General features: G+C 73.0%; 12 protein-coding genes and 1 pseudogene. 11 read left to right on the top strand and 2 right to left on the bottom strand.

Annotated elements, in window-relative coordinates; genetic code table 11:
- The first annotated feature begins 105 nt into the window (after positions 1 to 105).
- From V7E45_RS22635 to V7E45_RS22645, 3 genes are all read left to right on the top strand, one after another.
- Positions 106 to 1,566 carry a site-2 protease family protein gene (locus V7E45_RS22635; RefSeq protein WP_333776059.1) on the top strand — a complete coding sequence of 487 codons (1,461 nt, stop codon included), beginning with the start codon at positions 106 to 108 and terminating at the stop codon, positions 1,564 to 1,566.
- 73 nt (positions 1,567 to 1,639) lie between these two features.
- Entirely contained in the window at positions 1,640 to 2,539 is a 900-nt protein-coding gene (locus V7E45_RS22640) for a tRNA (adenine-N1)-methyltransferase (RefSeq protein WP_333776030.1), read from the top strand.
- Between the two features lie 234 nt (positions 2,540 to 2,773).
- Positions 2,774 to 3,358, top strand: a complete 585-nt coding sequence (locus V7E45_RS22645; RefSeq protein ID WP_333776031.1) for a hypothetical protein — start codon at positions 2,774 to 2,776, stop codon at positions 3,356 to 3,358.
- Positions 3,359 to 3,525: 167 nt separating this feature from the next.
- On the opposite strand, the gene V7E45_RS22650 is transcribed toward V7E45_RS22645, so the two are convergent.
- Complete coding sequence (locus tag V7E45_RS22650) at positions 3,526 to 3,828, bottom strand: ferredoxin (protein ID WP_333776032.1); 303 nt, start codon at positions 3,826 to 3,828, stop codon at positions 3,526 to 3,528.
- A gap of 530 nt (positions 3,829 to 4,358) precedes the next feature.
- Here V7E45_RS22650 and arc point away from each other — a divergent pair.
- The 8 genes and pseudogenes from arc to V7E45_RS22690 all read left to right on the top strand — a co-directional run bounded on the left by arc (position 4,359) and on the right by V7E45_RS22690 (position 15,381).
- Entirely contained in the window at positions 4,359 to 6,125 is a 1,767-nt protein-coding gene (gene arc, locus V7E45_RS22655; RefSeq protein WP_020939004.1) for a proteasome ATPase, read from the top strand.
- Between the two features lie 233 nt (positions 6,126 to 6,358).
- Positions 6,359 to 7,870: a depupylase/deamidase Dop gene (gene dop / locus V7E45_RS22660; protein ID WP_443056143.1), complete on the top strand. Its 1,512-nt coding sequence runs from the start codon at positions 6,359 to 6,361 to the stop codon at positions 7,868 to 7,870.
- 210 nt (positions 7,871 to 8,080) lie between these two features.
- Positions 8,081 to 8,299 (top strand): ubiquitin-like protein Pup, encoded by a 219-nt coding sequence (locus V7E45_RS22665; protein WP_020939002.1) that lies wholly within the window; start codon positions 8,081 to 8,083, stop codon positions 8,297 to 8,299.
- Positions 8,300 to 8,414: 115 nt separating this feature from the next.
- Positions 8,415 to 8,657 (top strand): annotated as a pseudogene (locus V7E45_RS22670) (endonuclease domain-containing protein); the annotation flags it as partial.
- Complete coding sequence (gene prcB, locus V7E45_RS22675; protein ID WP_333776033.1) at positions 8,609 to 9,454, top strand: proteasome subunit beta; 846 nt, start codon at positions 8,609 to 8,611, stop codon at positions 9,452 to 9,454. The pseudogene V7E45_RS22670 and the gene prcB, both read left to right, overlap by 49 nt.
- Before the next feature lie 58 nt (positions 9,455 to 9,512).
- Positions 9,513 to 10,259, top strand: a complete 747-nt coding sequence (prcA, locus tag V7E45_RS22680; protein WP_333776034.1) for a proteasome subunit alpha — start codon at positions 9,513 to 9,515, stop codon at positions 10,257 to 10,259.
- Between the two features lie 148 nt (positions 10,260 to 10,407).
- Positions 10,408 to 10,962: a hypothetical protein gene (locus V7E45_RS22685; protein WP_333776035.1), complete on the top strand. Its 555-nt coding sequence runs from the start codon at positions 10,408 to 10,410 to the stop codon at positions 10,960 to 10,962.
- A gap of 90 nt (positions 10,963 to 11,052) precedes the next feature.
- Complete coding sequence (locus tag V7E45_RS22690; RefSeq protein ID WP_333776036.1) at positions 11,053 to 15,381, top strand: cation-translocating P-type ATPase; 4,329 nt, start codon at positions 11,053 to 11,055, stop codon at positions 15,379 to 15,381.
- A gap of 864 nt (positions 15,382 to 16,245) precedes the next feature.
- On the opposite strand, the gene V7E45_RS22695 is transcribed toward V7E45_RS22690, so the two are convergent.
- Entirely contained in the window at positions 16,246 to 17,268 is a 1,023-nt protein-coding gene (locus tag V7E45_RS22695) for a LacI family DNA-binding transcriptional regulator (RefSeq protein ID WP_333776037.1), read from the bottom strand.
- Between the last annotated feature and the right edge of the window lie 99 nt (positions 17,269 to 17,367).

Consider the following 17,367-nt stretch of genomic DNA (forward strand, 5'->3'; position numbering starts at 1 on the left):
GCCGGCCCCCGGGCCCCGCGCCCGGCCGCCCCGGACACCGAGACGCCGACCGGCACCGGAACGGACGCCGACGGTGACGCCGACGCCGACGCCGGCACCGACACCGTGACCGGCGCCGGTGCCGGTGCAGACACCCCGACCGACACCGGTGACGACGCGGAGAGCGCGACCGGCACCGGCACGGACAGCGGCCCCGGCCCCGGCAAGCTCACGCCGTCCGAGAGCCCCCGCCCGGCACCGGGCGAGGACGACCAGCCGGCCCCCGACGACGCGGCACGGCGCGGTGAGGCCGGCCCGGCCCGGCGCCACCCGGCGACCGCCGAGGAGGGCGAACGGACGGCCTCCGGCGAGCACCGCTCCCTCGCCCACGCCGGCATCGCCAAGGGCGAGCCGCCCCAGCCCCGCCCCAAGGGACCGGGCGGCGGCCTGCTCATGGGACGCCCCTTCGGGGTGCCCGTCTACGTCGCGCCGAGCTGGTTCCTCGTGGCCGCGCTGATCACCTGGGTCTTCGGCGGCCAGCTCGACCGGGTGCTGCCCGAACTGGGCGCCGCCCGCTACCTGGTGTCGCTGTTCTTCGCCGTCGCCTTCTACGCCTCCGTACTGGTCCACGAGCTGGCCCACACGGTCGCCGCGATCCGCTTCCGGCTCCCGGTCCGCCGCATCCAGCTCCAGTTCTTCGGCGGCGTCTCCGAGATCGAGAAGGAGGCCGAGACCCCGGGGCGGGAATTCGTCCTGGCCTTCGTCGGGCCCCTGCTCTCCCTCGTCCTGGCCGGGATCTTCTACCTCGCCATGAAGCCGGTCGAGCCCGACACCGTCCCCGGCGTCCTGCTCGCCGGCCTGATGATCTCCAACCTCATCGTGGCCGCCTTCAACCTGCTGCCCGGCCTCCCGCTGGACGGCGGCCGCATGCTCCGCGCCGTCGTCTGGAAGATCACCGGCAAGCCCATGAGCGGCACCGTCGCCGCCGCCTGGGTCGGCCGCGCCCTCGCCATCTCCGTCCTCGTCGGCCTGCCGCTGCTCAACCGGTCCGGCGCCTTCGGAGGCGGCAACGAGGACATCAGCGGCATGGACACCGTCACCGACGCCCTCCTGGCCGCGATCCTCGCCGCGATCATCTGGACCGGCGCCGGCAACAGCCTGCGCATGGCCCGGCTGCGCGAGCACCTCCCCGAGCTGCGCGCCCGCACCCTGACCCGGCGGGCCGTACCGGTCGAGAACGACACCCCGCTCTCCGAGGCCCTGCGCCGCGCCAACGCCGCCGGCGCCCGCGCCCTCGTCGTCGTCGACGCCGACGGCAACCCGCTCTCCCTCGTCCGCGAGGCGGCCATCGTCGGGGTGCCCGAGCACCGCCGCCCCTGGGTCGCCGTCAGCGGTCTCGCCCAGGAACTCACCGACGGCATGCGCGTCTCCGCCGAACTGGCGGGCGAGGAGCTCCTCGACACGCTGCGGGCCACCCCGGCCACCGAGTACCTCGTGGTCGAGGAGACCGGCGAGATCTACGGCGTCCTCTCGGCCGCCGACGTCGAGCGGGCCTTCGTCAAGGCCATGGCCCGGCCGGGCTCCTGACGCGCCTCCCGCCCCGCGTCCCGCCCCGCTTCCCGTGGTCGGCGGCCCCCGCAAAGGCCGGTAGTCTGTTCACATGTCCGAACCGACCGGTGCCGCCCGCAGGCGCGGGCCCTTCAAGGTCGGGGACCAGGTTCAGCTGACCGACCCCAAGGGCCGCCACTACACGTTCACGCTCGAAGCCGGGAAGAACTTCCACACCCACAAGGGCTCCTTCCCGCACGACGAACTGATCGGTGCTCCCGAGGGCAGCGTTGTCCGCACCACCGGCAACGTGGCCTACCTCGCGCTGCGCCCCCTGCTCCCCGACTACGTCCTGTCCATGCCCCGAGGCGCAGCCGTCGTCTACCCGAAGGACGCGGGACAGATCCTCGCCTTCGCCGACATCTTCCCCGGCGCCCGCGTCGTGGAGGCCGGCGTCGGCTCGGGCTCGCTCAGCAGCTTCCTGCTGCGCGCCATCGGCGACCAGGGCATGCTGCACTCCTACGAGCGCCGCGAGGACTTCGCCGACATCGCCCGGCAGAACGTCGAGCGCTACTTCGGCGGCCCCCACCCTGCCTGGCAGCTCACCGTCGGCGACCTCCAGGACAACCTGTCCGACACCGACGTCGACCGCGTCATCCTCGACATGCTCGCCCCCTGGGAGTGCCTGGAGGCCGTCTCCAAGGCCCTCGTCCCCGGCGGCATCCTGTGCTGCTACGTGGCCACCACCACCCAGCTCGCCCGGACCGTCGAGTCCATCCGGGAGATCGGCTCCTTCAACGAGCCGACCGCGTGGGAGACGATGATCCGCAACTGGCACATCGAGGGCCTCGCCGTCCGCCCCGACCACCGGATGATCGGCCACACCGGCTTCCTGCTCACCGCCCGCCGGCTCGCCGACGGCGTCGAGCCGCCCATGCGCCGCCGCCGCCCCGCCAAGGGCGCCTACGGCGAGGACTACGCCGGACCCAACGCCGACGGCGGCGGCCGCTGACCCGTCCCGGCCGAAGACGCCACAGGGCGCCGTGACCCGCCTCCCGGACCGCACCGGGAACTGGGCCACGGCGTCCGTGCGTTGACCGGGCACCAGGACACGTGCGACTTCCGCCCGCGCGAGCTGTTCGCCTGCGGGAATCCCGTACCCACCCCGCCGTTCCCTCGCCCTGTGACGTGTGGCACCATGCTGGCCACCCCCCCACCGGCACAGCCCTCACAGGAGACACTCCTAGTGCAGCAATCCGCCGTTCCGGAGCTCGCCCACACGCACACCCGGCCCATCCACTGGGTCGCCACCGCCACCGCCGTGGCCGGTGTGATCGCCCTGTCCTCCGTCGTGCAGCCCGGATCGGCCACGGCCGCCCAGCCGGCCCCCGGCACCGAGGCCAAGTCCGCCCCCGCCGCCGCGGTGGCGCCACCCGGCACCAGGGGTGTGGCCTTCCCGCTCACCTGCGGACCGGTCAAGGCGCTGGTGGTGAAGAAGGCCACCGGGGACCTCGACGGGGACGGCATACCCGAGACCGTCGCGGTCGTGCACTGCGACGCCCCCATGGGCACCCCGCCGGACGGCGTCTACGTCCTCACCCACGGCAAGGACGGCGGCGCGGCCCGCGTGGTCGCCACCCTCGTCGACCCCAAGGACCGGGTCACCGTCACCGAGTTCGCCCTGCGCGAGGGGGCCGTCAGCGCCACCCTGCTCGGCTACTCGTCGTCCGACGTGCCCAGTTGCTGCCCCGATCTGAGGACTCCGGCCAAGTGGCGGTGGAACGGCAGCGCGTTCCTCCGCTCCACGGGCACCGTCGCGCACAGCGTGTGACGTTCCGGCGCCCGACCGGCACGCACGCCCGCGCACACGCCCCGCGGGTCCATGGACAGGCTCACGGACAGGGGGCCCGGCCGGGACTCGTCCCGTGCCGGGCCCCCTGGGGCTCGCTCCTTGGCCGGACCTGGCCGGGACTCACCCCGTGCCCGGTCGGGGCGGAGTCACTCCGCGTCCGGGCCGTACACCTCGACCCTGTCCGAAACCCGGCGCACATGGATGCACTCGCCGGGACACTCCTTCGCCGAGTCCACCACGTCCGTGAGCAGCGGCAGCGGTACCGGCGTCGCCGCCCCCGCCGCCTGCAGCAGCTCGTCGTCCGCGCCCTTCACGTAGGCCAGCCCGTCGATGTCCAGCTCGAACACCTCCGGGGCGTACTGGGCGCAGATCCCGTCGCCGGTACACAGGTCCTGATCGATCCAGACCTCCAGCGCCTCGCCGCCCGGGGCCTCCTGCTGCACGGTCATCTCTCCTGCCGTCGGTTGGCCGGGCGGTTTCCCCGGCGCTGACGCCAGCCGGGTCCGCTCCAGCGGCTGTTGGACACCCCGACCCTACCTCCGCCCGATTTCCGCCGGTGTCCGGCGGGGCAGCGGGTTTCCTCGCCCGCCGCGTCGGGTACCAGCGCCCGACCGGGGAAGGGAGCCCCGGGCCCCGGGGCGAACACTTCAAGCCGCCCCCCGTGTGACGCCGACCGCCTCGACCGTCGCTCTGCGTGATGACCGACAGATGACCGACAGAGCGGTCTTCGGGCTGCCCCCGTACCGGTCGACCGGCCGGAAAGGGGCAACTCAGGCCACTCCTGAAGGGTTTTGGCCGTTCCCGACATGGAACAAGCGGCTTCTGAATCACGTTGAGTGGGTATCCCCTCCGTGCGAGAGGGAGCGCACCGGGTGACCGACGACACACCTTGACAGTCTTTGTGATCTAGGGGTTTCAATCGACACCCACCCAGGTAGGGTCTGGAAGCGTCCAGCTCCCCTTGGAGGAGGTGAGGACCGTGGCAGCCCACGACGACGACATGAACCGCGGCATCCGCCCGGGACGAGGGTCCGACGACCCGGCCGGGCAGATCGCCTACCTTGAGCAGGAGATCGCCGTCCTGCGACGCAAGCTCGCCGACTCTCCGCGGCACACGAGGATCCTCGAAGAGAGGATCGTCGAGCTGCAGACGAATCTGGCCGGCGTCTCCGCGCAGAACGAAAGACTGGCCAACACCCTGCGCGAGGCTCGCGACCAGATCGTGGCCCTCAAGGAGGAGGTCGACCGGCTCGCACAGCCGCCGGCCGGCTTCGGTGTCTTCCTGCAGGCCAACGAGGACGGCACCGCCGACATCTTCACCGGCGGCCGCAAACTGCGGGTGAACGTCAGCCCGAGCGTCGAACTCGACGACCTCAGGCGCGGCCAGGAAGTCATGCTCAACGAGGCGCTCAACGTGGTCGAGGCCATGGAGTACGAGAGCGTCGGCGACATCGTCACCCTCAAGGAGATCCTCGAGGACGGCGAGCGCGCACTCGTACTGGGGCACACCGACGAGGAACGGGTGGTGCGGCTCGCCGAGCCGCTGCTGGACGTCACCATCCGTCCCGGCGACGCCCTGCTGCTCGAACCGCGCTCCGGCTACGTCTACGAGGTCGTGCCCAAGAGCGAGGTCGAGGAGCTCGTCCTCGAAGAGGTCCCCGACATCGGCTACGAGCAGATCGGCGGTCTGGGCAACCAGATCGAGGCGATCCGCGACGCGGTCGAGCTGCCGTACCTCTACCCGGACCTCTTCAAGGAGCACGAGCTGCGCCCGCCCAAGGGCGTCCTGCTCTACGGCCCTCCCGGCTGCGGCAAGACACTCATCGCCAAGGCCGTGGCCAACTCGCTGGCGAAGAAGGTCGCCGAGGTGACCGGCCAGGCCGCCGGCAAGAGCTTCTTCCTGAACATCAAGGGCCCCGAGCTCCTCAACAAGTACGTCGGCGAGACCGAGCGGCAGATCCGCCTCGTCTTCCAGCGTGCGCGTGAGAAGGCCAGCGAGGGCACTCCCGTCATCGTCTTCTTCGACGAGATGGAGTCCCTCTTCCGCACCCGCGGCTCCGGTGTCAGCTCGGACGTGGAGAACACCATCGTCCCGCAGCTGCTCGCCGAGATCGACGGTGTGGAGGGCCTGCAGAACGTGGTCGTGATCGGCGCCTCCAACCGCGAGGACATGATCGACCCGGCCATCCTGCGCCCCGGCCGTCTCGACGTGAAGATCAAGATCGAGCGTCCGGACGCCGAGGCGGCCAAGGACATCTTCGGCAAGTACCTCACCGAGCGTCTCCCGCTGCACACGGACGACCTCGACGAGCACGGCGGCGACAAGGCCACCACGGTCGGCAGCATGATCCAGACCGCGGTCGAGCACATGTACGCCGAATCCGAGGAGAACCGCTTCCTGGAAGTCACCTACGCCAATGGCGACAAGGAAGTCCTGTACTTCAAGGACTTCAATTCCGGCGCCATGATCGAGAACATCGTGGGCCGCGCCAAGAAAATGGCGATCAAGGACTTCCTGGAGAAGAACCAGAAGGGTCTCCGCGTCTCCCATCTCCTCCAGGCCTGCGTGGACGAGTTCAAGGAGAACGAGGACCTGCCCAACACCACCAACCCCGACGACTGGGCCCGGATCTCCGGAAAGAAGGGCGAGCGGATCGTCTACATCCGTACGCTGATCACCGGAAAGCAGGGCGCGGACACCGGACGCTCCATCGACACGGTGGCGAACACCGGTCAGTACCTGTAAGGGCAGGGCGGCTGCGGGTGCCCTCGACGGGGTACCCGCAGCCGACTGTTTTTTCGGGCCACGACCGGAGCAGGCAATGACGCAAATGATCTCCCCACCAGCGCAAAGGCGTTCTAGGCTCTTTCCTACCGCCGAGTCGCGCAGTGCGGGGACGGGCACCGCACACGCACCGGAGCGCCAGCGGTAGTGAGCGGCGCCCACGACCGAGGGCGCCGCCGGGCAAGGAGGGCCGCATGACCGTACGGCGAGTAATGGGCATCGAGACGGAGTACGGCATCTCCGTCCCCGGTCACCCCAACGCCAATGCCATGCTCACCTCGTCCCAGATCGTCAACGCCTACGCGGCGGCGATGCACCGGGCCCGCCGGGCCCGCTGGGACTTCGAGGAGGAGAACCCGCTACGGGACGCGCGAGGTTTCGACCTCGCCCGCGAGGCCGCCGACGCCAGCCAGCTCACCGACGAGGACATCGGCCTGGCCAACGTGATCCTCACCAACGGCGCGCGCCTCTACGTCGACCACGCCCACCCCGAGTACAGCTCCCCGGAGGTCACCAACCCGCGCGACGCGGTGCTGTGGGACAAGGCCGGTGAACGCATCATGGCCGAGGCCGCCGAGCGGGCCGCGCAGCTCCCCGGCGCCCAGCCGATCCACCTCTACAAGAACAACACCGACAACAAGGGCGCGTCCTACGGCACGCACGAGAACTACCTGATGAAGCGGGAGACCCCCTTCTCGGACATCGTGCGCCACCTCACGCCCTTCTTCGTCTCCCGCCAGGTGGTCACCGGCGCCGGCCGCGTGGGCATCGGGCAGGACGGCCACGAGCACGGTTTCCAGCTCAGTCAGCGCGCCGACTACTTCGAGGTCGAGGTCGGCCTGGAGACCACCCTCAAACGCCCGATCATCAACACGCGCGACGAGCCCCACGCGGACGCCGAGAAGTACCGCAGGCTGCACGTGATCATCGGCGACGCCAACCTCTCCGAGATCTCCACCTACCTCAAGCTGGGCACGACCGCCCTGGTCCTGTCCATGATCGAGGACGGCTTCATCGCCGTGGACCTCGCGGTCGACCAGCCCGTCCGCACCCTCCACCAGGTCTCCCACGACCCATCGCTGAAGCGGCTCATCACCCTCCGCAGCGGCCGGACGCTGACCGCCGTGCAGTTGCAGATGGAGTACTTCGAGCTGTCCCGCAAGTACGTGGAGGAGCGGTTCGGGGCGGACGCCGACGACCAGACCAAGGACGTGCTCAGCCGCTGGGAGGACACCCTCAACCGGCTGGAGAACGACCCCATGAGCCTGGCCGGCGAGCTGGACTGGGTCGCCAAACGGGAGCTCATGGAGGGCTACCGCCGCCGCGACGGGCTCGACTGGGACGCCGCCCGGCTGCACCTGGTCGACCTCCAGTACGCCGACGTACGCGCCGAGAAGGGCCTGTACAACCGCCTGGCGACCCGCGGCCGCATCAAGCGCCTCCTGGACGAGTCCGAGGTCGACAAGGCCCGTACGACGCCTCCTGAGGACACCCGCGCCTACTTCCGCGGGCGCTGTCTCGAGCAGTACGCGGACGACGTGGCCGCCGCCTCCTGGGACTCGGTCATCTTCGACCTGCCGGGCCGCGACTCCCTCCAGCGCGTCCCAACCCTCGAACCGCTTCGCGGAACGCGAAATCACGTCAAGGAGCTGCTGGACCGCTGCCGCACGGCGGAAGACCTGGTCAGGGTCCTGTCCGGCGGATGAGGGTGATCAGCGGGTACTCCCACGGGTACCCGGACCGACCCGGGCGCGCAGGGTGGAAACCCCGGCGTCCGGGAATCATCGAGATGGCCCCCGCACGTTGTCGAAACTGCGGGGCCGATGTCGGACCCGGCTTGTAGGGTCTGATCATCACCGATCGGCAGGAATGCCGACCCGTCGACCATGTCGGGCGAACTGAGCGGGGTGAGGGTTATGGCAACCAAGGACACCGGCGGCGGTCAGCAGAAGGCGACGCGCTCCACCGAGGAGGTCGAGGAGCAGGCGCAGGACGCGCAGGCTTCCGAGGACCTCAAGGAGCGCCACGAGAAGCTGAGCGACGACGTGGACTCCGTCCTCGACGAGATCGATGACGTGCTCGAGGAGAACGCCGAGGACTTCGTGCGCTCCTTCGTGCAAAAGGGCGGAGAGTAAGAGCGCCCCGGTCGCGTCGCCTTCCAAGTGAAGGTGGCGGGGGAGCGTCCGCGAGGGACAGGTATCGGCGAGACGGCCTCCGGGTGCTGCCCGGAGGCCGTCGGGAACGCGGTGCCCGGGGTGCGGCGCGGACGCACGGCCGCCCGCGCACATGATCTGTCCGACGGCCCCCGCCGCGCATGTGGATCACTGCCACAAGGCGGGTAGGGTCCCTGGCGTACTGTGCTTCAACTGCAATTCGGCCATCGGCAAGTTGAGGGGCGACCCCGACGCCGTCCGCCGGGCCGCCGCCTACCTGGAAGGAAACTCGTGGAAGCCAATAATCGTGGCACCGGGCGTCTACCAGCTGCCTTCCTGACGCCAGGGTCCTCCTCCTTCATGGACTTCCTCTCCGAGCACCAGCCCGAGCTGCTGCCCGGCAAGCGGCAGCTGCCGCCCGTGCAGGGCGTGCTCGAGGCGCCGCACGGGACCACGATCGTCGCCGTGACGTTCCCGGGGGGCGTGGTCCTCGCCGGTGACCGCCGGGCCACGATGGGCAACGTGATCGCGCAGCGGGACATCGAGAAGGTGTTCCCGGCGGACGAGTACTCGGCCGTCGGCATCGCCGGCACCGCCGGTCTCGCCGTCGAGATGGTGAAGCTGTTCCAGCTGGAGCTGGAGCACTTCGAGAAGGTCGAGGGTGCCCAGCTCTCGCTGGAGGGCAAGGCGAACCGGCTGTCGACCATGATCCGGTCCAACCTCGGCATGGCCATGCAGGGCCTGGCCGTGGTGCCGCTGTTCGCGGGGTACGACCTGGACCGTGCGAAGGGGCGCATCTTCTCCTACGACGTCACCGGCGGCCGCTCCGAGGAGCACCACTTCTCGGCGACGGGTTCGGGCTCGGTCTTCGCGCGGGGCGCGATGAAGAAGCTGTTCCGTGACGACCTGACCGAGGAGCAGGCCGCGACCCTGGTGGTCCAGGCCCTGTACGACGCGGCAGACGACGACTCGGCGACCGGTGGTCCCGATGTCGCCCGCCGGATCTATCCGATCATCACCGTGATCACCGAGGACGGCTTCCGCCGGCTGACCGATGACGAGGCCTCGGAGCTCTCCCGTTCGGTGCTCCAGCGGCGCCTGGAGGAGCCGGACGGCCCCAAGGCCGCCCTGCTCTGAGCGGGCCGGTTCTTTTCGAGGTGATCCAGTGACCATGACAGAAAGGGACGGATAACCGGTGTCGACGCCGTTCTATGTCTCACCCCAGCAGGCCATGGCCGACCGGGCGGAGTACGCCCGCAAGGGCATCGCCCGTGGCCGCAGCCTGGTCGTGCTGCAGTACGCCGACGGCATCGTGTTCGTCGGCGAGAACCCGTCCCGCGCGCTGCACAAGTTCAGCGAGATCTACGACCGGATCGGCTTCGCGGCCGCCGGCAAGTACAACGAGTACGAGAACCTGCGCATCGGCGGCGTCCGCTACGCCGACCTGCGTGGCTACACCTACGACCGCGACGACGTCACGGCCCGGGGTCTGGCCAACGTCTACGCGCAGACCCTGGGCACCATCTTCTCGTCCGCGGCGGAGAAGCCGTACGAGGTGGAGCTGGTCGTCGCCGAGGTGGGGGAGACCCCCGAGGGCGACCAGATCTACCGGCTGCCGCACGACGGCTCCATCGTGGACGAGCACGGCTCGGTCGCGGTGGGCGGCAACGCGGAGCAGATCAGCGGTTTCCTCGACCAGCGCCACCGGGACGGGATGTCGCTGGCGGAAGCGCTGAAACTGGCCGTCCAGGCCCTGTCCCGCGACACCAACGGCAGCGAGCGGGAGATCCCCGCCGAGCGCCTCGAGGTCGCCGTGCTTGACCGTACGCGCCCGCAGCAGCGCAAGTTCAAGCGCATCGTCGGCCGTCAGCTCGCGCGTCTCCTGGAGGCGGGGGGCGCGACCACCGAGGCGGAGAGCTCCGAGGAGTCCGACGAGGAGTGAACCGCGCCGTCGCGAGGCACCGCGCCCTCGCGACGCACCGCTGAGCAACGCACCGCGGCTGGTGTTCCCTGGTAGTGGCGGGATGAACTGCGTGGTCGTGGGCACTCGGGGGCCACGGGGAGATGTGTGTCCCGGAGGTGTGTGAGCGATGGCTGAGCGGAATGCGTCCACGGTCCTGACCGCTCCCGTGCGCGGCGCGGCCTCGGTGCTGGGCCGGCTGCCGGGTGCGGGGACCGTCGGCAGGGTGGCCGAGGGTGCTCTGGACAAGATGGGTGCCGTGTCGCCGCGGAGCCGCCGGCTCGCCGTGTACACCGGAGCCGGAGTGCTCGGTGCGGCGGGAGTCGTGGAGTGGCCGGTGGCGGTCACCGGTGCGGCGGTCGCGTGGCTGACACAGGCGCGGCCCGGGGACCGCGAACGGTCCGGCTCGGACGACGTCCGGGCCGAAGGGACCGGGCAGTCCGGGCGGGCCGGCAGACCGGGGCGTCCCGAGTCGTCCCGGCCCGGGCGGCACGGACACCGGCGGCACGGCAGGCAAGCGGAAGGCGTCACGGCGGACCCGGACGACGAGGCCGTGGTGCGGGCGGCCACCCACGCGGGACCGCACGGGGAGGAGCCCGGGCACGAGGCGCCCGGACCGGTCAGGAACACGACGGCGGGCGGCCGGATGGGGCCCACGGCCCGGCCCAGTCGCACGACCCGTTGACGACCCGCGACGCCGCGCCGGCGACCCACTGACGACTCTCCGGCAACCGCCGGACCGCTCAACCGCTCCACGAGCCACCGAGGATGCCCCATGACCTTCACATTCCTTTCGGTGCCCTCAGCCGCCGCACGGATCCTGCCGGTGGCCCCAAGGCTGCTCGCGCGGGTGGCGGCGCCCGCCGTGGGCGCGGCGGCGGGGATGGCGGCGGGCACGGCGCGCGCGGGGGTGCGCACGGCGGACGCCACGGTGCGGGTGGCGCGGGTCGCCGGCAACGCGTTGCCGGGCGGCGGCGCCCGCTGGCGGGCCGGGGCCCGCCAGCACCTGGCGCTGCGGCCGGCGGACGGTGAGGCCGCACGGCACGGCATGGAGCAGGTGGCACGCAGGGTGGCGGCGGCCCTGGCGGAACACCCGGACGTGCTGCTGGCTTATTGGGACGAGGGTCTGGCGCGGCTGGTGGTGACGGCCACCGAGGAGCGGCTCGTCGACCAGGTGCTGGACCACGTGCAGGAGGTGGCGGAGCGGCACGGGCTGGTGCTGGCGGACGCGGGTCCGGAGGAGATCACGCACCCGGCGGACCCGGTGGCGGTGCGGGTGGCCGCGGCGGCCCTGGCCGCGGATGTGCTGGGGGTGGGTGCGGCGCTGACGGCGTACGCGCTGCGGCTGCCGCCGTCGCCGCGCGAGGTGACCGCGGCGGTGACGTTCCTGCGGGAGAACCCGCGGGTGCGTGCCCTGTTGCGCGGGACGCTCGGCGGGCCGGGCATGGATCTGGCACTGGCCTGCGTGAACGCGGCGGCGCACGGCGCCGGGCAGACTCCGTCGTCGCTGGTGCTCGACGGGTCGCTGCGCGGTTGCCAGCTCGCCGAGGCGGTGGCGCGGGCCGCCGCCTTCGACGCCGTTCACGACGAGCTGTGCGCGCCGGAACGGGTGAGCGTGGGCGCGGACGGCTCGCCGCGTCCGGAGCCCCGGACGACCCCGGCGCAGGAGTACGCGACGCACGCCGCGACCGGCAGCGTGCTGGGCGCGCTGGCGACGTTGCTGGTCAAGCACGACGCGACGGAGGCCGCGGAGGCGGTGCTTGCCGGTTCACCGAAGGCGGCGCGCTACGGGCCCGCCGTCTTCCACGCGGTGCTGGGGGGCATGCTGGCCCGCTCCGGGGTGCTGGTCCGTGATCCGGAGCGGCTGCGGCAACTGGAGCTGGTGGGCACGGTCGTCCTGCATCCGAGCGCGCTGCGCGCGGCGGACGGCGAGGCCGACCCGTGGGTGGAACCGGTGCTGGACGCGGCGCGACGGGCCGGGCTGCGGGTCGTCGTGGTGGACGATCCGGTGCTGGAGGACTTCACCGGGCTGGCCGACCAGGTGGTGGACGCCAGGCGGCCGTTCGACGACGTGGTGTACGAGCTGCGTCAGGACGAGCGGGCGGTGCTGACGGTCGCCCGGCTGGGCTCGGCGCGGGAGCGGGACGTCCTGACGGGGCTGCGGGCGAGCGACGTGGCGGTGGCGCTGGCAGATCCGGGCGGCGCCGTGGTGTGGGGCGCGGATGTGCTGGCCCTGCACGGTCTGCAGGACGTGTGGCGGCTGCTGACGGCCGTCCCGGCGGCCCGCACGGTCGGCCGCCGCTCCCAGACGCTGGCGCGCTCGGGCGCGGCGCTGTCCGGGCTGCTCGTGGCCATCGGTGAGTCCGGCGGCGGGCGTGGACGGATCGCGGTGCTGCCCGGCCTGCGGCACGCGCCGGTGGACGTGGGAGCGGCGGGTGCCCTGCTGTCGGGGGCGCGAGCGGCGCTGTCCGTGACGATGGCGGGGGCTCCGCGGCCCCGGCCCCGGGTGCACTGGCACGATCTGGACCCGCGCGAGGCGCGCGAGCGGCTGGAACGGGAGTCGGAGGCCGGTTCACCCACGCCCTTGCGGCGGGCGGGCGAGGGGATGCGGGGTGCCGCCCGTGCGGTGACGCGGCACCCGGCCGTCGCTCCGGCGCGGTGGACCGTGGAACTGGGCCGGGCGGTGCGGGGTGAGCTGCACGACCCGCTGACGCCGGTGCTGGCGGTCGGTTCGGCGGCGTCGGCGATCCTCGGTTCCGTGGTCGACGCGTTGCTCGTGCTGGGAGCGCTCGACCTGAACGCGCTGGTCGGGGGCGTACAACGGCTGCGCGCCGAGCGGGCGCTGTCCGGTCTGGTGGCGGACCAGCAGCAGAAGGCGCGGGTGGCGCCGCCGGAGAGCGAGGCGCCGGCCGGCGGCACGCGCACGGTGGACGCCGGACGCCTCGAACCGGGTGACGTGATCGAGCTGAAGGGCGACGACGTGGTGCCGGCGGACGCGCGCCTGCTGTGGGAGGACGGCCTGGAGGTCGACGAGTCGGCGTTGACGGGTGAGTCGCTGCCGGTCCAGAAGCAGACCGATCCGACGCCGCACGCGCCGGTCGCGGACCGGCACTGCATGGTGTTCGAGGGCACGACGGTGGTGGCGGGACAGGCCAGGGCGGTGGTGGTGGACACCGGCGACCACACGGAGGCCGCCCGCGCCGTCCATCTGGCCGCGCGGACGCCCCCGGCGGGCGGCGTGCAGGCCAGGCTGCAGGAGCTGACCGCCAAGGCACTGCCGTGGACGCTGGCGGGCGGTGCGGCCGTGACCGGCGTGGCGTTGCTGCGCGGTACGCCGATCCGGGAGGCGGTCAGCGGCGGGGTGGCGGTCGGCGTCGCCGCGGTGCCCGAGGGGCTGCCGCTGGTGGCCACCGTGGCGCAGCTCGCGGCGGCACGGCGGCTGAGCCGCGGCGGCGTGCTCGTGCGCACCCCGCGCACGCTGGAGGCGCTGGGTCGCATGGACACGATCTGTTTCGACAAGACCGGCACGCTCACCGAGAACCGGCTGCGCCTGGTACGGGCGTCGGACGCCGAGGGCGGGGTGAGCGCCGCGGACGACGCGGCGGTGGAGGAGACCGTACGGGTCGCCGCGCGCGCCTGCCCCCGGCTGAACGGCGGGTCGGAGCGCCCGGTGCACGCCACCGACGAGGCGGTGCTCGACGCGGCCGGTGCCGATCCTGGATGGGCGCAGTCGGAGGGGCTGCCGTTCGAGGCCGGGCGGGGTTACGCGGCCGCCGTGGGACGAGTCGGCGACGGGGCCCCGGTGCTGGTCGTGAAGGGCGCGCCGGAGACCGTGCTGCCCGCCTGCGAGGGCTTGACGCCGGGGGCCTCCGACGCCGCTCACGACCTGGCGCGGGACGGGTTGCGGGTGCTGGCCGTGGCCGAGCGGCGGCTGGCCGAGGGGGAGGACGAGGCGGCGGGCCTGGAGGAGTCGCTGGGGGGACTGCGCTTCACGGGACTGCTGGGCCTCTCGGACGTGCCCCGGGAGACGTCGACGGCGCTGGTGCAGGGGCTGTACGAGTCCGGGGTGCGTCCGGTCATGCTCACGGGGGACCATCCGCAGACGGCGCGGGCCATCGCGCGCGGCCTCGGCTGGCCGGAGGAGCCGGTGGTGGTGACGGGGGACGAGCTGGCGTCGGCGGACCGCTCGGCCCGGGCGCGGATGCTGCGGGACGCGTCCGTGGTGGCCCGGGTGGCTCCCGAGCAGAAGCTCCAGGTGGTCGAGGCGCTGCGGGACGCGGGCCGGGTGGTCGGCATGGTGGGCGACGGCGCGAACGACGCGGCGGCGATCCGGGCGGCGGACATCGGCGTGGGGATCAACGCCCGCGGATCGGCCGCGGCCCGCAACGCCGCCGACATCGTCCTGACGGACGAGGACCTGACCGCTCTGATCGCGGCGGTCGGCGAGGGCCGTGCCCTGTGGCACAGCGTGGCGGACGCCATCGCGATCCTGATCGGCGGGAACGCCGGCGAGGTGGGGTTCGGGCTGCTGGGGACGCTGGTGTCGGGCCGGGCGCCGCTGTCGACGCGGCAGATGCTGCTGGTGAACCTGTTCACGGACCTGTTCCCGGCGATGGCGGTGGCGGTGACGCCCAAGGCCGGGCAGGAGGCCGACCGGCAGACGGGTCCCCGGTCCCCGGAGGACGTGGCCGGCGGGGTGCTGGGGGAGCCGCTGATCCGGCAGATCCGGCACCGGGCGCTGACCACGTCCGTGGGGGCGCTGACGGCGTGGCTGGTGGGCCGCTTCACGCCGGGGACCGAGCGCCGGTCCAGCACCATGGCGCTGTGCGGGGTGGTGGGCACACAGCTCGTCCAGACGCTGCTTGACCGCCGGGACAGCGCGTTGGTGCGGTTCACTGCGCTGGGCTCGGCGCTGGCCCTGGTCGCGCTGATCGAGACGCCCGGGGTGAGCGGCGCGTTCGGCTGCACCCCGCTGGGCCCGATGGCCTGGGCGGGGGTCGCCCTCGGCATCGTGGCCGCCCTGGCGGGACAGCGCGCTCTGCCCCGCCTGGAGGAGACGGTGAGCCGCCTGGTGCCGACAGCCGCCCGGCCGAGCGCCGCCTAGCCGCAGCCGCCCCGCCGTCTGACCAGCAGTGGCCCGCCCTCCGGCCGCAGCCGTCCCGCCGCCCGGCCGTCGGTGGCCTGGTCTCCGGCCGCAGTTGTCTCGCCGCCGCCCGGCCGCTGGTGGCCCGCCTTCGCCCGGCAGCCGTCTCGCCGTCGCCCGCCGGGCACCGGTGGGCCGGCCTCCGGCCGCGGCCGTCCCGCCGCTGCTGGGCATTCAGCCGCAGCCGTTCCGCCGCCGGCGGTCTGGCCTCCGNCCTCCGGCCGCGGCCGTCCCGCCGCTGCTGGGCATTCAGCCGCAGCCGTTCCGCCGCCGGCGGTCTGGCCTCCGGGCGTAGCGCCTCGGCACGTCCTCGCCCGGGGCACCGGTGGGCTGGTCTCTGGCCGCAGCCGTCCCGCCGCCGCCAGATAGTGGCCCGGCTTCCGGCCGCGGTCGTGTCGCCGCTGCTGGGCATTCAGCCGCAGCCGTTCCGCCGCCAGCGGTCTGGCCTCCGGGCGTAGCGCCTCGGCCGTCCTAGCCCGGGCACCGGTGGGCTGGTCTCTGGCCGCAGCCGTCCCGCCGCCGCCAGATAGTGGCCCGGCCTCCAGCCGCGGCCGTCTCGCCGCTGCTGGGCATCCAGTCGCAGCCGTTCCGCTGCCAGTGGCCTGGCCTTCGGGCGTAAGCCCCGGCCGTCCTCGCCCGGGCACCGGTGGGCTCGTCTCCGGCCGCGGCCGTCTCGCCGCTGCTGGGCATTCAGCCGCAGCCGTTCCGCCGCCGGCGGTCTGGCCTCCGGACGTAGCGCTCCAGCCGTCATAGCCCGGGCACCGGCAGCCCGGCCTCCGGACGTAGCGCCCCGGCCGGTCGGCCGTTTCCGGCGTTCGGCCGGTCCTAGGGGCCCGGTGTGGGCGCCGGTGCGGTGGAGCCTCGTACGACCAGTTGCACGGGGATGTCGCCGCCTTCGGGCTCGCGGCCGTCCAGGACCGCCAGCAGGGCCTCCATGCCGCGCTCCCCGAAGCGCTCGGCGTCCAGCCGTACCGTGGTGAGCTCCGGGTCGAGGGCGGTGGCCAGTGCGAGGTCGTCGAGGCCGGTGACGGAGATGTCGTCGGGGACGCGGAGGCCGAGGCGGCGTATGGCCTTGTAGGCGCCGGCGGCCAGCTTGTCGTCGTCGCAGACCACCGCCGTCGGCCGGGGGCCGGGCCGGGTGAGCGCGGCCTCGGCGGCGGCGACCGCGTCGTCGATGGAGATCGGCGCCGCGGCCGTGCGGATCTCGGTGCCGGGGACGGCGGCCAGGCGCGCGGCCAGTTCACGGGCGCGCAGCTCGAAGGTCCAGGAGGGGACGTCGGCCGCGAGGTGCAGGACGCGGCGGTGCCCGAGGCCGAGCAGGTGCTCGGTGACCTGGCGGACGCCGTCGGCGATGTCCAGGTTCACGGTGGCGGCGCCGAGGCTGCCCTCGGGGTCGCTGTCCAGCATGACCAGCGGGAGCTGGTCGCCGCGGATGGCGGTGAGGGCGTCGGCGGCCATGGAGGAGGCGATGACGCCGTCCAGCGCGGCCTGCGCGGAGGCGAACGGGTCACGGGCCGGGCCGATGCCCTCGGGGGAGGGGTACAGCACGACACCGAAGCCGTGCCGGCCCGCCACGCGTGCCGCGCCGGTGTAGACGCCGGCGAAGAACTCGGTCGTCAGCGCCGGCACCACGAGCAGGACGGTGCGGGTGCGGCCGAGGCGCAGGTTGCGGGCCGCGAGGTTGGGCCGGTAGCCCAGGTCGCGCGCGGCCGCGCGGACCCGCTCGGCGGTGGCCTCGGAGACCCGGCCGCGCCACTTGTCGCCGAGTACGAGGGAGACGGCCGCCTGGGACACCCCGGCCGCCTGCGCGACGTCACGGCTGGTCGGGCGCGTGCTGCTGCGTGGCACCGTGGGCCTGCTCCTCTTCGTGGGGTTGCCGCTCGTCTGGACGTGTGAACAGCGCACATGGTACGTATGAGCAGCGGGGTTATACGTAACACTTGGAGG

Origin of the sequence: Streptomyces sp. IBSBF 3136 (assembly GCF_036815105.1) — a bacterium.
Classification (GTDB): domain Bacteria; phylum Actinomycetota; class Actinomycetes; order Streptomycetales; family Streptomycetaceae; genus Streptomyces.

Coding starts and splice junctions, on each gene's coding strand:
- V7E45_RS22665 (WP_020939002.1), top strand. CDS start 8,081: ATGGCAACCAAGGACACCGGCGGCGGTCAGCAGAAGGCGACGCGCTCC.
- V7E45_RS22650 (WP_333776032.1), bottom strand. CDS start 3,828: ATGACCGTGCAGCAGGAGGCCCCGGGCGGCGAGGCGCTGGAGGTCTGG.
- V7E45_RS22640 (WP_333776030.1), top strand. CDS start 1,640: ATGTCCGAACCGACCGGTGCCGCCCGCAGGCGCGGGCCCTTCAAGGTC.
- V7E45_RS22690 (WP_333776036.1), top strand. CDS start 11,053: ATGACCTTCACATTCCTTTCGGTGCCCTCAGCCGCCGCACGGATCCTG.
- V7E45_RS22685 (WP_333776035.1), top strand. CDS start 10,408: ATGGCTGAGCGGAATGCGTCCACGGTCCTGACCGCTCCCGTGCGCGGC.
- dop (WP_443056143.1), top strand. CDS start 6,359: ATGACCGTACGGCGAGTAATGGGCATCGAGACGGAGTACGGCATCTCC.